Genomic DNA, 14,666 nt, shown 5'->3' with positions numbered 1-14,666 from the left:
GCGCCGGCGCCGACGCGGGGTCGAAGCCTCGCCATCGGATGTCTGCGGCGACGTGTCGCTGACGGTTGCGACGTCACGCTGAGAGGCCTGAGCGGTCGCGTCCTTGGTCGAGCCGGCACGGGTCCGACGACGCTTCCGCGCCGGACGCTCGGTGGTCTCCACCGTCTCCGTCTCGGCGGCCGACTCGCGTCGCCGTCCACCGGCACCGCCGCGCTGCCTGGGCGCCTTGCGCCCGCGACGCGACGAACCGCCCTCGATGTCGATGTCCTGTTCCGCCGACAGCCCCGCGCGTTTGCGGTCCGCCGACGGCAGGCTTGCCGGGGCGCCCTCGGGGATGCTCAGATCGGTGTACAGGTGATCCGAGGTGTGGTAGGTCTCTTGCGGATCCGCCAAGTCCATCTCCAGGGTCTTGGAGATGATCTTCCAGCGGGGCATGTCCTCCCAACTGACGAAGGTCACCGCGACACCCGTGGCGCCCGCGCGACCGGTGCGACCGATGCGGTGCACGTAGGTCTCGGCGTCATCGGGGCTGTCGTAGTTGACGACGTGGGTCACGTCCCGAACGTCAAGCCCGCGAGCGGCGACGTCCGTCGCCACCAGCACGTCGATGTTCCCGCTGCGGAAGGCGCGCAGGGCGCGCTCCCGGGCGTTCTGACCGAGGTCGCCGTGGACGGCCGCGACGGCGAAGCCGCGGAACTCCAGATCGTCGGCGATGCGCTGGGTGTGGCGCTTGGTGCGCGAGAAGACCATCGTCAAGCCGCGGCCCTTCGCCTGAAGGATCCGAGCGAGCACCTCGATCTTGTTCAACGAGTGCGTCAGATAGGCGAACTGCTCGGTCTGCTTGCTCGGCGCCTGGTCGGTGGTGACGTCGGCGTGGATCGTCATCGGCTGCCGCAGGAACTTCCGCGACAGCGCGACGATTCCGTCCGGCATCGTCGCGGAGAACAGCATCGTCTGCCGGTCCTCCGGGAGCCCCTTCAGCAGCTTCTCGACGTCCTCGGCGAAACCGAGGTCGAGCATGCGGTCGGCCTCGTCGAGGACGGCCGTGTGCACTTCGTCGAGCCGCAGGTGCTTCGACTTGATCAGGTCGATCAGTCGCCCCGGCGTGCCGACCACGATCTCGACACCGGTGCGCAGTGCCTCGATCTGTGGTTCGTAGGCGCGTCCACCGTAGACCGGAAGGACACGGATGCCGCGTGTGGCGCCGGCGTCGGCGATGTCACGCGAAACCTGAAGGCCCAGCTCGCGGGTCGGAACGACGACGAGTGCCTGCGGTTTGCCGGTGGCGCCGTCGGACGGGCTGGTGACGCGTTCGAGGATGGGCACACCGAAACCGAGTGTCTTACCGGTGCCGGTGGGGGCGCGGCCGATGATGTCGTTACCGCGAAGCGCGATGGGGATCGCGTATTCCTGGATGGCGAAAGCGGTCGTGATGCCCATCGCCGCGAGGGCCTCGACGGTCTCGGTGCGGGCGCCCAGCTCCGAAAAGGTGGGGGCGTCGTTCCGCACCGCCGGAGGCGGAGAAACGTGAGTGGCGGGATCACCGAGGTGTTGTTCCTGGGATTGGGCCACACTATCAATGTTGCTTTGCAGTGTATTGTCCCTATTTCGTGGCATGTGTACAACTCGTGTACTGCCTTGAAGTCTGTTCGTCAACCAATGGTACGCGCCGACCCCGCCATCTCAGGTGAACGGTAGCCTGCCGCGTATGGCATCTCACCCTCTATCGCCGTCGACCGAATCGGTGACCGCGCTGCTCGGAATGCTCGCGTACGGGGAACTGGTCGCCTTTGACCGGACGGCCGTCGACGCTCGCTTGGCGCCGGATCTACCGAGACGCGCTCGCCTGTCGGCGATGGCGGCGGTGGAAATAGCCAATTACGAACGATTGACCGCTCGCATAACTGAGCTTGGCGGTTCCCCGGAACTGGAGATGAAGCCGTTCGTCGGCGCCATCGATGCGTTCCATAACTCGACAGCCCCCCGAGATTGGCTTGAGGGGCTCGTCAAAGCATACGTCGGGGACGGCATCGCTGACGACTTTTTCCGCGAGGTGGCCACGCTGCTCGACCCGATCGACCGGGAGCTCGTGCTCGACGTGCTGCACAACGACGAGCACAACGACTTCGCCGTCGAGGAACTGCAGTCGGCGATCGAGGCGGATCCGGCCGTGGCGAACCGGCTCGCGCTGTGGGCCCGGCGGCTCGTCGGTGAGGCGTTGAGCCAGGCGCAGCGCGTCGCGGCGGAGGACGACGCGTTGACGGGGCTCATCGTGGCGGGGACGGGCGATCTGCACAAGGTCGGCGAGTTGATCAAGCGCCTCATGCAGGCCCACGCCGACCGCATGACGACGGTCGGGCTCAGCAACTGACCGGCGACGGCCGGAATGACGGCGGACGTGGCGACGCCACGTCCGCCGGTCACTGATCGACGGTCACAACCCGTCGGGAATGTCCAGTCGGTCCAATGGCTGTGGACTGTCCGGAGTCGGCGACGCCAGTGTCGGGAAGTCGTCGACGAGCCTCGGCGGATTCGTGAGCCATTCGGCCGCGTCCGCCATGTGGGCCTCCAACAGCGCCGACAGTCGCGGTTCGTCGCGGTCCGACAGCGCGATGACGAGTTGTTCGTGGCTCGCCGCGAGGTCGGCCCGCACCTCCAGCGAGTCGTGGATGGAGAAAGTGCACAGTCGCGTCTCGACCAGCAGGGTGCGGATCGCGCGTGACAGCCGTCGGCTGCCGGCCGCGTCGACGAGCGTCCGGTGGAAGTTCAGGTCGCAGTCGCCGAGCTGGCGCGCGGACCCCTTCGCGGCGGCGCGGTTCATCTTCCGCAGTTCCGCCGTCAGCAGCTTCACCGTGTGCTTGATGTGCCGAGGATCCGCCCGCAGCAACTGGCGGGCGGCGGCGCGCTCGACCGACGAACGCATCAGGTAGACGTCGTAGACGTCCTCATTGGTCATCGTGACGACCCCGAGTCCTCGCCTCCGGATCGTCGTCAGGAGCCCCTCCTGAACGAGCCGTTGCATCCCCTCGCGCAACGGACCCCGGCTGACGCCGAGTTGATGTGCCATATCGGCCTCGCCGAGTGATGCGCCGGGCGGAAGCGTCCCTGACAGGATCGCCTCCCGAATACGATCGGCGATCATATCAACAGTGGAGGGACGCAATACCGGTTCGAGGCGGGCGCCGATGGCGGGGGACGTCCGTGGGAACGCATGCTGCGGCACCGCAATACCTCCTTTGACGGGCGGGCTGTCCTTGCCCGCGTGTGTTTTCGGGAACCGATGCCTTGAACCTACCGGAGCGCTTCCGCAGGTGACCGCGGCCGCCCGCGCGTGCGGGCCGTCACTGGAGGTATCGTTACCGAAAGTCAATAATAAGATTGTCGACAAACATATGTTAGGCACTAAGATCATCGGTTATCGAAGCCCCCAGGATCACAAGCTGATTGACCGAAAGGAATCTGACGTGAGTGCTGAAACGCGCTGGACCCGGCGCAATGTCTTCCGGGGCGCGATCGTCGCCTCAGGTGTCGTGGCCGCCCCGAGTCTCCTGTCCGCGTGCTCCTCTGTCGGTGGCGATCCCCTTGCCAAGATCAAGGACGGCGAAGTCGTCCGCATTGGTCTGTCCAACGAACCCCCGTACGCCTTCGACGACGGAGGGACCGTCACTGGCGAGTCCGTCGAGATGTACACCGCGATCCTCAAGGAACTCGGCGCAAAGGACGGTCAGATCGAGACCTCCATCGTGCCCTGGAACTCCTTGATCCCGGGCCTGAACGCGGGGGACTACGACCTGATCACGGCCGGAATGTTCATCACCCCGGAGCGCTGCGCGGAGGCGATCTTCTCCGAACCGGACTACATCACCGCGAGCACCCTGCTCGTGCCGAAGGACAACCCCAACGAGCTCGTCGACTACACGTCCTTCATCGACTCCGAGCTCACCCTCGGTGTCGTCAGCGGTGCCGTCGAGAAGGACCAGGCCATGGCCGCCGGTGTCGACGCCGCCAACATCGCCGAGATCAAGAACCTCAACGACCTCAAGAGCGAGCTCGCCAGCGGCCGCATCGACGCGATCGCCCTGACCGCGCCGGCGCTGAACTACGCCGCGCAGCAGAGCGGCGGCGAGTTCGAGACGGTCGAACCCTTCGTTCCGGTCATCGACGGTAAGGAACAGATGGGCGCCGGTGGCGCCGTGTTCCGTCCGGCCGACACCGCTTTCAGGGACGCCGTCAACGCCGAACTCGCGAAGATCAAGGGCGACAAGGCACGTTGGTTGTCGATCACCGAGCCGTTCGGTTTCACCGACAACGAGTTCCCGGCGGAGCAGTACACGACCGAGAGCCTGTGCCAGGGCGAAGCGTAGCCCGACATGGACATCTTCACACTCCTCGCCAACGGAACACCGGAGCTGCTCAACGGGCTACGCGTCACCGTCCTCGTCACCGTGGGCGGCTGCGTACTGACGTTGCTGATCTCGTTCCTGCTCGGCCTGGCCGCCGGTGCCCACAACCTCGCGATACGCGGGGTCGCCCGCGTCGTCATCGAGTTCTTCCGGGGCACCTCTCTCGTCGTCCAGCTGTTCTGGTTCGTCTACGCGATGCCGCTGATCTTCCAGGTCAAGTTCGACTCGAAGATCGCCATCGGCATCCTCGTACTTGGCCTCAACTACGGCGCGTACGGTTCCGAGATCGTCCGGGGCGCGATCGCCGCCGTTCCCAAGGCGCAGTGGGAGGCGTGTGTCGCGTTGAACTTCACGACCTGGCAGAAACTCCGACTCGTCGTCATCCCACAGGCGTGGGTGGAGATGATCCCTCCGTTCGGCAACCTCGGAATCCAGGTCCTCAAAGGCAGCGCGCTCGTCTCCCTCATCGGGCTCGTCGACCTGACGGCGGCGGCGCAACGTCTGCGGTCCCACGCGTCGGCGGCCGACGCGGTGATCATCTTCGCCGTCCTGCTGGTCGTCTACTTCGTCATGTCCTATCTCCTGGCCTCCGGGATGCGCTGGCTCGAACGGCGCGGCAAGGCCGGGCTGGGTCAGGGACCACCTGACAAACCCACGTTCACGCAAGGCGGACTCAAAGCGTCGGAGGTGGCCGGGTGAACATCTGGAACTGGGACACCGCCGAGGCGATGCTCCCCGCGCTACTGGACGGCTTCCGCGTCATCCTGTTGGTGACGCTGCTCGCCTCGATCGTCGCGCTCGTGCTCGGCCTCATCGTCGCGATCGTCAACCGGTCGGCGCCGCGCTACATCACCGCGCCGCTGTTCGGAATCATGGAGTTCATCCGAAACACGCCGCTGCTGGTGCAGCTGTTCTTCGTGTGGTTCGGGCTAGCGCCGCTCCTGGGCGACACGACGCCGTTGACCGTCGGCGTCATCGTCCTGGGCGTCCACTACGCGACGTACACCGCCGAGGTCTATCGCGCCGGCATCGACGGCATTCCCGTCGGCCAATGGGAGGCGATCACGGCGCTGTCCCTGCCTCGCCGATACGCCTGGCAACACGTGATCCTGCCGCAGGCCGTCCGACGGGTCATCCCGGCGCTCGGCAACTACATCATCTCGATGTTCAAGGAGGTCCCGATCCTGACGGCGATCGGTCTCGGCGAGATGATCGCCCAGGTCGAGTCCTATCAGAACCAGCACTACTCGGGCTTCGTCGAGGGCTACACGATCGCGGGTCTGATCTTCCTCGCGGCCAGCTACCCGACGGCAGTCCTCATGCGGAAATTGGAGAAGCGCCTTGTCAACTGACACCCCCACGACAGCGCCCGCCGTTCACTTCGAGAACGTCGTCAAGCGCTTTGGCGACCTGGAAGTGTTGCGCGGTCTCGATTTCAGCGTGCAGCCCGGCGAACGCGTCACACTGATCGGCCCGTCCGGGTCCGGCAAGACGACGATCCTGCGGCTGCTGATGACCCTGGAGAAGGTCACCGACGGCGTCATCTGGGTCGAAGGCGAACCCCTGTCGCACATGCGAAAGGGCGAACGCCTCGTCACCGCCACCGAAGCCCACCTGCGCGAGGTTCGCAAACGCATCGGCATGGTGTTCCAGCAGTTCAACCTGTTCCCGAACATGAAGGTACTGCGCAACATCACCGAAGCCCCCGTGCACACCCTCGGTGTCGGCAAGGACGAGGCGGTCGTCAGGGCACGGGAACTGCTCGACCTGGTCGGGTTGTCGGACAAGGAGGACGCCTACCCGTCGCAGCTTTCGGGCGGTCAGCAGCAGCGGGTCGCCATCGCCCGGAGCCTTGCGATGCGGCCCGACATCCTCCTGCTCGACGAGGTGACCTCGGCGCTCGACCCCGAACTCGTCGTCGACGTGCTCGACCTGCTCAAGGACATCGCGGAGACGACCGACATCACGATGCTCATCGTGACCCACGAGATGGGCTTCGCTCGCGACGTCTCCGACCGGGTCATGATGTTCGACAGTGGAGTGATCGTGGAGGATTCGGCACCGGACGCGATGTTCGGCGAGCCGAAGCACGAACGCACCCAGTCGTTCCTGAGAGCCGTCCTCGGCGAATCCTCTTGAGTCGAAGACACGAGGAAGGGGCGCCCCGGTCGGGACGCCCCTTCCTCGTCACGTCTTAATAAGAAGGAAGACTCGGGTCGACCTGCTTGATCCAGGCTAGGACGCCCCCCTGGACGTGGACCGCGTTCGACAGCCCGGCGGCCTTCGCGGCGGCGAGCGCCTCCGCGGACCGGACACCGGCCTTGCAGTAGAACACGGCCTGACGCTCGGTCGGCAACTCGGACAGCGCCGCACCGGACACGATGTCGCCCTTCGGAAGCAGGCGGGCACCGGGAATGCGCACGATCTCCCATTCGGCGGGCTCGCGGACGTCGATGATGTCGATGTCCTTGCCCGCGTCGATCCATTCCTTCAATTCCGAAGCGGTGATGGTGGAGTTTTGCACGGCCGCTGTTGCCTCCTCGCTGACTGCGCCACAGAAATCGTCATAGTCGATCAGACCCGTCACCGTGGGGTTCTCACCGCACAGCGCACAGTTGGGGTCCTTCTTGACCTTGACCGTACGGTACGTCATCTCGAGCGCGTCGTAGACCATGAGGCGCCCGACGAGCGGGTCGCCGATGCCCGTCAGCAGTTTGATCGCCTCGGTCACCTGGATCGAGCCGATCGACGCGCACAGCACGCCGAGCACACCGCCCTCGGCGCACGAGGGCACCATGCCGGGCGGCGGGGGCTCCGGGTACAGGCAGCGGTAGCAGGGGCCGTTCTCGGCCCAGAAGACGCTCGCCTGCCCGTCGAAACGGTAGATCGATCCCCACACGTACGGCTTGCCGAGCAGGACCGCCGCGTCGTTGACCATGTACCGCGTCGCGAAGTTATCGGTGCCGTCGACGATCAGGTCGTATCCGGCGAAGATGTCCATCACGTTGTCGTTGGACAGCAGTTCGTTGTGGACGATCACCTTGACGAGCGGGTTGATCTGCGCGATCGTCTCCGCCGCCGACAAGGCCTTCGGCTTGCCTATGTCGGCCTGGCCGTGAATGACCTGACGCTGCAGATTCGACTCGTCCACGACGTCGAAATCGACGATCCCGAGGGTGCCGACACCGGCCGCCGCGAGATACATCAACGCCGGCGAACCGAGACCGCCGGCGCCCACACACAGCACGCGGGCGTTTTTGAGACGCTTCTGCCCGGCCATCGCCACATCCGGAATGATCAGGTGGCGGGAGTAGCGCTGGACTTCGTCGACGGACAGTTCTTCGGCCGGTTCGACCAGTGGTGGCAACGACATGCCACCAATAATGCCTCAGCGCCTCAGCCGTATTCCCCCATCGGACCTGTGATGTATTCGCCGTCGACATACGGCCACGCGTTGGGCTCACAGCCACCGAGCTGGAGCGTCTGCTGCGCCATGACCGGCGACGGGTCGCCCTTCTTCGGGCAGACGACGTGGCCTTCGCCGAGCCGGTGACCGACCTCGTGATTGATCACGTAATGCCGATAGTCCTCGATCGACTCGTCCCAGTGCGGAACGCCGAGGACCCAGCGCTCGTAGTTGATCACGACCGAGTTGCCGTTGCGGCAGGACGTGTAGTCGTCGCCGTCGCCGCACAGGCTCTGCCGGGTCGCGGGCGAAGCGAGGTACAACGTGAAATCGGACTGGCCCTTGCCGACCATCTCGAAACGCCACTCCTGCGCGGCGGTCCAGCCACGCTCGTCACCGAAGGTGTCGAGGATGACGTCGGTGAACTCGTCGCGATCGGCGCCGAGCCCGCCCTCGACGGCGATGTTGAATCGCATCAACTGACCGTCGTCACCGATCGGCTCGTCCGACTCGACCTTGGCGTACGTCCATTCCCCGTCGCCCTCGTACACGACGTCCTCCGGGCCCGGCGTCGGCGACGGTGATGGCGAAGCGCTCGTCGGCGGGGCCGACGGCGATGACTCCGGAGCCGCCGCGGCGACGTCTCCGCTGGTCGGAGCCGTATCGGGATCGTTGTTCACGATCACGATGGACAGGGCCGCGGTCGCTGCCAGCAGCAGCACCGCGAGGAGGACGCTCCGTCGACGGCGGCGCAGCATGCGTTGTCTAGCTCGGCTCGATCTCGACATCGTCGCCAGTCTAAGACCGTCCGTGTCAGATCTCGTCCAGCATCCCCAAGAACGCGCGCGCGGTCGCGGCGGGCCGTTCCATCATCGCGACATGACCGACCTTGTCGAGGATCAGCAGGCGTGAATCGGGGATCGTCTGCGCCACCTGGGGCGCCATCCGCACATCCAACAGTTTGTCCTGCTTGCCCCAGATGACGAGGGTCGGCGCCGTCACCTGAGCGGCCAGCCGCCACAGCGACGCCGAGCCCGGCAGGTAAGCCTGGACGAAACTCGACACGATCGCGCGGAACGTCTGCACGTACGCCTGCGAGTTCCACGGCACCGCCATCCGGCGCCGCATCTCATCAATCGCCTCGGCCCTCCGTTGGGAGTTGACGCTGTCCGGCTCGCCCCACAGGCTCGCCGCCGTCTGATCGACGACCTGCTCCGGCGTCATCGACGCCATCGCCCGGGCCGCGATGCGTTCGGCACGAGGAAGCGCCAGCAACGGCAGGAGCCGCGACTGTGTCGACCGGCGGACGTCAGCGAACGGCATGGCCGGGGACACCAAGGTCAACGACCGCACCAGATGCGGCCGCGTCGCCGCGACGTACACCGACAGGGCGCCGCCGAGCGAGTTTCCGAACAGGTGCACCGGACCGCGTCCGGCGTAGGTGATCCAGGCGGCGACGCGTTGCGCCAGAGCCGGGATCGTGTAGCGCTTGATCGGCGCGGAGTGCCCGAACCCGGGGAGGTCGATCGCCTGCCCCGCGAGACGGTGGGACAGCATGTCCGCCAGGTCGGTCCAGTTCTGGGCCGAACCGCCGAGCCCGTGTACGTACAGCGCGGGCTCCGCGTCGTCCGTGATCGCCGGCGTCTCGCGCACGAAAAGGCGCTCGCCGCCCACGAGATGATCGCGCCCCGGCCACAGTGGAATGAGCTCATCCCGAAGATGAAGCTCCGTTTCGCCCGCCAGCCTCGCGCGTTTCATAGACGCGAGTTTAGATGTTGTCCCGCGGTCTCAAGCCGTGCCGGCGAGTGTTCCGAGCGTCACTCCGAACGGGCCGGGGGGAACGTCGCCCGACAGTACTCGGCGCGGTGCGCGAGATTTGCCCGAATGCGTTGCGGCCGTTCGATCGAGCGGCCGAACGCCGTGTGGACGCAGCGGACCGACGCGCCCGCGTCACGCCATCAACGACTCGAGCCGGCGGTTGAGCGCCGCCAGCGTCGCGTGGACGACGGCCTGTCGTCGGTCGCCCGTCGCGGGCGCCGCTCCGGCGAGTTGTTCGGCACCGGCCTCCGTCAGTAGGAGGACGACGACGACGGCGACCTGGATGGGGCCGGCCTGTTCGATCGCCGCGTGTTCGACGACGACGCGCGCCTTGTTGCCCAGCAGCACGCCCACCGCGTCCACGGCCGCCTCGGCGGCGCCTCGCTGGACGTGCCAGTCCACCGCGGGCGTGCAGGCTCGTCCGACGGCGCGCGCGCCGCCCGCCGCGAGCGCGACTTCGATTGTCGCCTCGAAACCGGACAGGACGGCCTGAACGCGTTCGAGGACGACACGATTTCCCGGCGCCATCGGAACGCGGCGCGGCGTCGCCTCGGCGATGACCGTGTCGACGGGGTGCGCGCGGAGCCCGAGCCTCGAGTCGAGGACCGCGGCCACCTGGCGATGCACCTCGTCCGCGTCGGCCTCGTCGGCGATGTCGAGTGACAACTTCTGGTCCGCGTCGGACAACCGAGCCACGGCAACGCCCGGGATCTGCCGGACGGCGTCCAGCACCTGTTCGGGAGTCGCGGAAGGGGACGGCTTCGGCGACGGCTTCTTCGGTTCCAACGCCGCCTGTGGAGGTGCGACGGTCGGGAGTTCCGAGGTCTTCTCCTCGGGAGCCGTGTGTCGCCCGCGCGCGGCCTCGCCGGACGCCTCGGCGGCGGAGTCTCCGGCGTCGATCGCGCGACGGACCGACGTCTGCGCCTGCTGAGTGCTTCGCAGGAAGGTCGCGATGCGGTCGAGGTCCGCGCTGCGGTCGGCGGCGTACTCCTCCTCGTCCTCGGCCGCGTGGCGGCGACGACGGGGGATCGTGGTGCGCGGACGAGGCGGGAGTTCGCTCGTGGCGTCGGTGTCGGGTTTGGGACGGTCCACCGTCCATTGCCCGGCGGTCTTGTCGCCCTCGGTTTCCGGCTCTTCGCCCGGGGACGCCTCGGAGGATTCCGCGTCGATGACGTTGGCGTCGTCGGTGGGCGCGTACCTGCGGCGTCGCGGCCGAGTCGGATCGAAGCGGTATTGTTCTCCGGCGTCGCCGGAACTCGCGGCCTCGCGGCCGGATCGGTTGCCGTTGGAGCTCGGCGCCGGTGAACCGAATTGAGACCTGACTATGTTGTCGGGTTGCACACCGTCACCGCGTCGACTTGCCTCGTACACCACCGCAACCTCTCTCGTGGGCTGCCCGCACGTTACCTTAAAGAGAGGCAGGCGAAAACCGCCGTACCATGTGAACCCCCGGTCGCGTGGTAACGACATGGCAGACACTTGAGGAATAGAGGCGGCGATGACACTGGCACAAGGACGCAGCGCGCGGCTGCCGCGGACGCGGCGCCGTCGTCAGTTGCTCGACGCGGCCCAGCAGGTGTTCGTCGCGCGCGGGTATCACGCCACGGCGATGGACGACATCGCCGAACGTGCCGGGGTCTCCAAGCCCGTGTTGTACCAGCACTTCCCGGGGAAGTTCGAGCTGTACCTGGCCCTGCTCGACACGCATGGTGAGGCACTCGTGTCGACGGTGCGCGAGGCGATGGCGTCGACCACCGACAACCGCGAACGCGTGCGGCGCGCGATGGAGGCGTACTTCGACTTCGTCGACGCCCAGGGTGAGGCCTTTCGCCTGGTGTTCGAATCCGACCTGCGCAACGATCCGATCGTCGCCGAGCGGGTCGACCGGGTGGAACGGGACTGCGGCGTCGCCATCGCCGAGACGATCATGTCGGACACCGGAGTCAACAGGGAACGCGCCGAACTGCTCGCGATCGGTCTGACCGGAGCCGCCGAGATGGCGGCGCGGCGGTGGCTGGCGTCGAAGCGGGCGGTGCCGAAGGAAGAGGCCGTCGGTCTGCTGGCGACGCTGACGTGGCGGGGCATCTCGCGCTTCCCGCTTCAGGAGAGCGGCGCGGCGTCCGATGAGGCCGATGACGGCACCGAGGTAGCCTTAGAGCCTGTCGGGACCCCGCTTCGTGTGGTGACCAGGTGATTCCATCGCGGACGACGACTCCGGGCGACGCCCCGGTTCGTCCGTCCTTCATGGATTTACCCGGGTGCCGCGCCGAAAGCCGGGCTCCGGCCTTGTCAGCCCGATCGTCAAGAGTCACTAGGAGGGGCCGTGGAGGTCAAAATCGGTGTGCAGTTCGCGCCTCGTGAGCTGGTGCTGGAGAGCACCCAGTCGCCGGACGAGATTGCCTCGGCCGTGGACAAGGCCGTGACGTCCGAGCAGGGCACGCTCAGCCTGGTCGATGAGCGCGGCCGTCGCATCATCGTCCCCATCGACAAACTGGCCTATGTGGAGATCGCCGAGGCCGCCAGCCGGGGCGTCGGTTTCACCGCCGGTTAAAGTCGCGCCGCGCCGTTCTCAACGGTCGCGGCTCTCATCGTCCTATCGCCACGCGCTACGAGCGCGTGGCGATATTCGTGTCAGGGGACGTCACGTGGGGCGAACCGACTCGAAGACCTCGTCGATGATCGGGTCGTACTCGGAATGCGTGCCGGGGATCGATACGTACAACACGGCCGCCTCGGCCTTGCCGACGTTGATGAGCGCGACGCCGACGAGTTCGTCGGTCGCCTCCAAACCCGGTTCGGAGAAGGACAACCGGAAGACGCGCACCCAGGCCGGGAGGCCCCCGAGGGCGATGTACTCGTCTCGCAGGGTCTCGATCTCGTTGCTGTCGGGGTAGTAGTTCAGCCGGACGTCGGCGACGACCTGTTGGGACACGCACTCCAGGTCGAGCTGGGTGCCGTCGTTGACGGAGGCGCGGACGCTGCCCGACAGGATCGACGCGAGGTACTCCTGCGGGTAGGCGTCGTCGCCGTACGTCTCCGTCACGAAGTACTGGCCCGTGCGGTACTCGACCTGCAGATCGCCTCCGTTCCACGTCTGCGTCCACGGCATCCACGGATCGCCGTACGCGCGATAGCTGATGCCGCTGGCCTGGTCGACCGTGCGCTCTCCATCTGGTGTGGACGGATTCTCGCCGGTGCCGGGTGGCTCGGAGGTCGGTGGGGGACACGCTTGAGCCAACGGGGGGAGGCTCTCGTTCGGTCCCGGTGCCGCTCCGGGGGTGTCGCCGGGGATGCCGCCCGTCGAGCTCATCACCAGCACCACGATCAGGCCGATGACGACGATCGCGCCGCCGGCCAGCCCGAACAGCATGAGCATGCGGCGGGGGTCGTCGGCTCGTCTGGGGGTGCCGTTGTCTGCTTCCACGACCTCAGTGTCGCCGATGTCGGCAAAGCTTCGTCGGCTCCCGTCGGGATCGGCGACGCGGCATCCCCATCGGAGTGTCACGGCGAGTGCCGTCATGTTGTCGAAAAATTATGGAATGACACGGATTGGCGGCGCGGCGGGTATGGACATTTCGCCCGCGCGGGTGAGAAAGTGTAATGAATCACTCATCAGTATCCATTTGAGACCCCGGAGGATGTGTATGCGCACGACCCTTCGAGTGGGCGTGGTCAGCGCGATCGTCGCGCTGTTCGTATCGGGCACCGCCATCTCGGCACAGGCGGATGTCACCAGCGATGCGGTTAACTACGTCGCTCTTGGCGACTCGTATTCCTCGGGTACCGGCACCGCCGAGTACACCGACACCGATTGCCTGTTGTCCAACCATTCCTACCCGCAGCAGCTCGCGAGTCAGCTCGGTTTGACGCTGACCTTCGACGCGTGCTCGGGTGCGGTCATCGACGATGTTCGCAACAGCCAGATGGCGAACCTCAACGCTGACACGGATCTCGTCACGATGTCCATTGGCGGCAACGACACCGGCTGGTCCGACGTCGTCGTGTCCTGCGCCCGCCCGTGGCCCTGGACGTGCTGGGGCGACATCGACAACGCCGAGGCGTACGTCACGAACACGCTGCCCGGCCGTCTCGACTCGCTCTACAGTGAGATCCGCGCCGCCGCACCGAACGCGCAGGTCGTCATCGTCGGATACCCGCGCCTGTTCAACGGCGAATCCTGCAACGTCATCACCCGCATCAGCGGTGAGGAACAGGCCCGCCTGAACGAGGCCGCGGACCTGCTCGGCGACACCATCGGGTCCGTCGCCTCGGCGCACGGCTTCGACTACGTCGACCCGCGCGGCGCCTTCGACGGGCATGCCGTCTGCGATGACGAGGAATGGCTCAACGGTCTGTCCTGGCCGATCGTGGAGTCCTTCCACCCCAACCGGTCGGGCCACGACGCCTACACCGATTTGATCGCGCCGTTGGTCTGACGGTTCGCGACGATCTCTCGCACCGCCCGCCGTCGACATCGACGGCGGGCGGTGTCGTCGTCAGTCCAGGTGGTCGCGGACGAACGCGGCCCGGACGGCGGGCGTGTCCAGCGGCAGCGGCAGGACCTCGTACCCGTACTCGCGATACGTTCGTCCGATCTGGATCTCCGTGGCGCGGGCCACCTCCGGTGTCTGGCGCCGCTCCGCGTCGAGTTCGTAGATGTCCGGCCACCACGGCGTCACGAACACGCGATCGTGATAGCGCAACCGTCGCGCCGCCTCGTCCAACCGCGTCGGCACCGCGAGGCCCTCCAGCGTGAGATAGCCGATGGTGTCGACGACGCCCCGATCGAAGAACGTCACCGGTTTCGTCGCCGCGTGCCAGGCGGCGACATCGCGGTCGACCATGGAGGCGGCGAAGGCGTCCCGGTCCCGCCACGGCAGCGCGTCCCCGCCGGCCGCGCGCTGCTCGATGATGACGGCCCGTCCCGATTCCGGCATCACCGCGAAACCGTCGGCGGCGAGCCGCTTCACCAGGGTGGTCTTGCCACCGCCGGGACCACCGGTGATGACGACTCGAACGACCATGCCGAACTCCTTCGC

The 14,666-nt window shown here is 66.7% G+C and carries 16 protein-coding genes; 8 read left to right on the top strand and 8 right to left on the bottom strand.

Features of this window, described 5'->3' with window-relative positions; all coding sequences use genetic code 11:
• On the bottom strand, positions 1-1,572 hold a 1,572-nt coding region (locus tag ACM9NP_RS21115; RefSeq protein WP_415648498.1), incomplete at its 3' end, for a DEAD/DEAH box helicase.
• A gap of 136 nt (positions 1,573-1,708) precedes the next feature.
• On the opposite strand from ACM9NP_RS21115, the gene ACM9NP_RS21110 reads away from it, so the two are divergent.
• Positions 1,709-2,371 (top strand): ferritin-like fold-containing protein, encoded by a 663-nt coding sequence (locus tag ACM9NP_RS21110; RefSeq protein ID WP_415648497.1) that lies wholly within the window; start codon positions 1,709-1,711, stop codon positions 2,369-2,371.
• 63 nt (positions 2,372-2,434) lie between these two features.
• On the opposite strand, the gene ACM9NP_RS21105 is transcribed toward ACM9NP_RS21110, so the two are convergent.
• Positions 2,435-3,142 carry a GntR family transcriptional regulator gene (locus tag ACM9NP_RS21105; RefSeq protein WP_415648496.1) on the bottom strand — a complete coding sequence of 236 codons (708 nt, stop codon included), beginning with the start codon at positions 3,140-3,142 and terminating at the stop codon, positions 2,435-2,437.
• 322 nt (positions 3,143-3,464) lie between these two features.
• Between ACM9NP_RS21105 and ACM9NP_RS21100 the strand changes: the two genes are divergently transcribed.
• The 4 genes from ACM9NP_RS21100 to ehuA are packed head-to-tail and all read left to right on the top strand — an operon-like array spanning position 3,465 to position 6,542.
• Complete coding sequence (locus ACM9NP_RS21100) at positions 3,465-4,364, top strand: transporter substrate-binding domain-containing protein (RefSeq protein WP_415648495.1); 900 nt, start codon at positions 3,465-3,467, stop codon at positions 4,362-4,364.
• Positions 4,365-4,370: 6 nt separating this feature from the next.
• Complete coding sequence (gene ehuC, locus ACM9NP_RS21095) at positions 4,371-5,102, top strand: ectoine/hydroxyectoine ABC transporter permease subunit EhuC (RefSeq protein ID WP_415648494.1); 732 nt, start codon at positions 4,371-4,373, stop codon at positions 5,100-5,102.
• A 29-nt stretch (positions 5,103-5,131) separates the two neighbouring features.
• A complete protein-coding gene (ehuD, locus tag ACM9NP_RS21090; protein WP_415648500.1) occupies positions 5,132-5,755 on the top strand; it encodes an ectoine/hydroxyectoine ABC transporter permease subunit EhuD in 624 nt (207 codons plus the stop codon).
• Complete coding sequence (gene ehuA / locus ACM9NP_RS21085) at positions 5,745-6,542, top strand: ectoine/hydroxyectoine ABC transporter ATP-binding protein EhuA (RefSeq protein WP_415648493.1); 798 nt, start codon at positions 5,745-5,747, stop codon at positions 6,540-6,542. Before ehuD ends, ehuA begins: the two co-directional genes overlap by 11 nt.
• Positions 6,543-6,597: 55 nt before the next feature.
• Here ehuA and moeZ read toward each other — a convergent pair whose 3' ends face one another.
• From moeZ to ACM9NP_RS21065, 4 genes are all read right to left on the bottom strand, one after another.
• The gene (gene moeZ, locus ACM9NP_RS21080) at positions 6,598-7,776 is read right to left on the bottom strand and encodes an adenylyltransferase/sulfurtransferase MoeZ (protein WP_415648492.1); all 1,179 of its coding nucleotides are present in this window, start codon (positions 7,774-7,776) and stop codon (positions 6,598-6,600) included.
• Between the two features lie 23 nt (positions 7,777-7,799).
• Positions 7,800-8,597, bottom strand: a complete 798-nt coding sequence (locus tag ACM9NP_RS21075) for a DUF3152 domain-containing protein (RefSeq protein ID WP_415648491.1) — start codon at positions 8,595-8,597, stop codon at positions 7,800-7,802.
• Between the two features lie 25 nt (positions 8,598-8,622).
• Positions 8,623-9,567 carry an alpha/beta fold hydrolase gene (locus tag ACM9NP_RS21070; RefSeq protein WP_415648490.1) on the bottom strand — a complete coding sequence of 315 codons (945 nt, stop codon included), beginning with the start codon at positions 9,565-9,567 and terminating at the stop codon, positions 8,623-8,625.
• A gap of 192 nt (positions 9,568-9,759) precedes the next feature.
• Positions 9,760-10,998, bottom strand: a complete 1,239-nt coding sequence (locus ACM9NP_RS21065; RefSeq protein ID WP_415648489.1) for a hypothetical protein — start codon at positions 10,996-10,998, stop codon at positions 9,760-9,762.
• A gap of 127 nt (positions 10,999-11,125) precedes the next feature.
• Between ACM9NP_RS21065 and ACM9NP_RS21060 the strand changes: the two genes are divergently transcribed.
• Entirely contained in the window at positions 11,126-11,821 is a 696-nt protein-coding gene (locus tag ACM9NP_RS21060; RefSeq protein ID WP_415648488.1) for a TetR/AcrR family transcriptional regulator, read from the top strand.
• Between the two features lie 129 nt (positions 11,822-11,950).
• On the top strand, positions 11,951-12,178 hold the full coding sequence (locus ACM9NP_RS21055) for a DUF3107 domain-containing protein (protein ID WP_415648487.1): 228 nt from the start codon (positions 11,951-11,953) through the stop codon (positions 12,176-12,178).
• A 90-nt stretch (positions 12,179-12,268) separates the two neighbouring features.
• Here the strand turns inward: ACM9NP_RS21055 and ACM9NP_RS21050 are convergent, their stop codons facing one another.
• The gene (locus ACM9NP_RS21050; RefSeq protein ID WP_415648486.1) at positions 12,269-13,051 is read right to left on the bottom strand and encodes a hypothetical protein; all 783 of its coding nucleotides are present in this window, start codon (positions 13,049-13,051) and stop codon (positions 12,269-12,271) included.
• Between the two features lie 220 nt (positions 13,052-13,271).
• Here ACM9NP_RS21050 and ACM9NP_RS21045 point away from each other — a divergent pair, with 220 nt between their 5' ends.
• On the top strand, positions 13,272-14,063 hold the full coding sequence (locus ACM9NP_RS21045) for an SGNH/GDSL hydrolase family protein (RefSeq protein ID WP_415648485.1): 792 nt from the start codon (positions 13,272-13,274) through the stop codon (positions 14,061-14,063).
• Between the two features lie 60 nt (positions 14,064-14,123).
• Here ACM9NP_RS21045 and ACM9NP_RS21040 read toward each other — a convergent pair whose 3' ends face one another.
• Positions 14,124-14,651 carry an AAA family ATPase gene (locus ACM9NP_RS21040; protein WP_415648484.1) on the bottom strand — a complete coding sequence of 176 codons (528 nt, stop codon included), beginning with the start codon at positions 14,649-14,651 and terminating at the stop codon, positions 14,124-14,126.
• Positions 14,652-14,666 lie beyond the last annotated feature (15 nt).

Origin of the sequence: Stackebrandtia soli, assembly GCF_965137155.1 — a bacterium.
Lineage (GTDB): Bacteria > Actinomycetota > Actinomycetes > Mycobacteriales > Micromonosporaceae > Stackebrandtia > Stackebrandtia soli.
Note: the sequence above shows the minus strand (reverse complement) of the source record. Positions and strands in the feature narration are given on the sequence as shown.

What these genes read in the sequence shown, in the direction of transcription:
- ACM9NP_RS21110 (WP_415648497.1), top strand. Translation starts at nt 1,709, where the DNA reads ATGGCATCTCACCCTCTATCGCCGTCGACCGAATCGGTGACCGCGCTG.
- ACM9NP_RS21105 (WP_415648496.1), bottom strand. Translation starts at nt 3,142, where the DNA reads ATGATCGCCGATCGTATTCGGGAGGCGATCCTGTCAGGGACGCTTCCG.
- ehuC (WP_415648494.1), top strand. Translation starts at nt 4,371, where the DNA reads ATGGACATCTTCACACTCCTCGCCAACGGAACACCGGAGCTGCTCAAC.
- ehuD (WP_415648500.1), top strand. Translation starts at nt 5,132, where the DNA reads ATGCTCCCCGCGCTACTGGACGGCTTCCGCGTCATCCTGTTGGTGACG.
- moeZ (WP_415648492.1), bottom strand. Translation starts at nt 7,776, where the DNA reads ATGTCGTTGCCACCACTGGTCGAACCGGCCGAAGAACTGTCCGTCGAC.
- ACM9NP_RS21075 (WP_415648491.1), bottom strand. Translation starts at nt 8,597, where the DNA reads ATGTCGAGATCGAGCCGAGCTAGACAACGCATGCTGCGCCGCCGTCGA.
- ACM9NP_RS21070 (WP_415648490.1), bottom strand. Translation starts at nt 9,567, where the DNA reads ATGAAACGCGCGAGGCTGGCGGGCGAAACGGAGCTTCATCTTCGGGAT.
- ACM9NP_RS21060 (WP_415648488.1), top strand. Translation starts at nt 11,126, where the DNA reads ATGACACTGGCACAAGGACGCAGCGCGCGGCTGCCGCGGACGCGGCGC.
- ACM9NP_RS21045 (WP_415648485.1), top strand. Translation starts at nt 13,272, where the DNA reads ATGCGCACGACCCTTCGAGTGGGCGTGGTCAGCGCGATCGTCGCGCTG.
- ACM9NP_RS21040 (WP_415648484.1), bottom strand. Translation starts at nt 14,651, where the DNA reads ATGGTCGTTCGAGTCGTCATCACCGGTGGTCCCGGCGGTGGCAAGACC.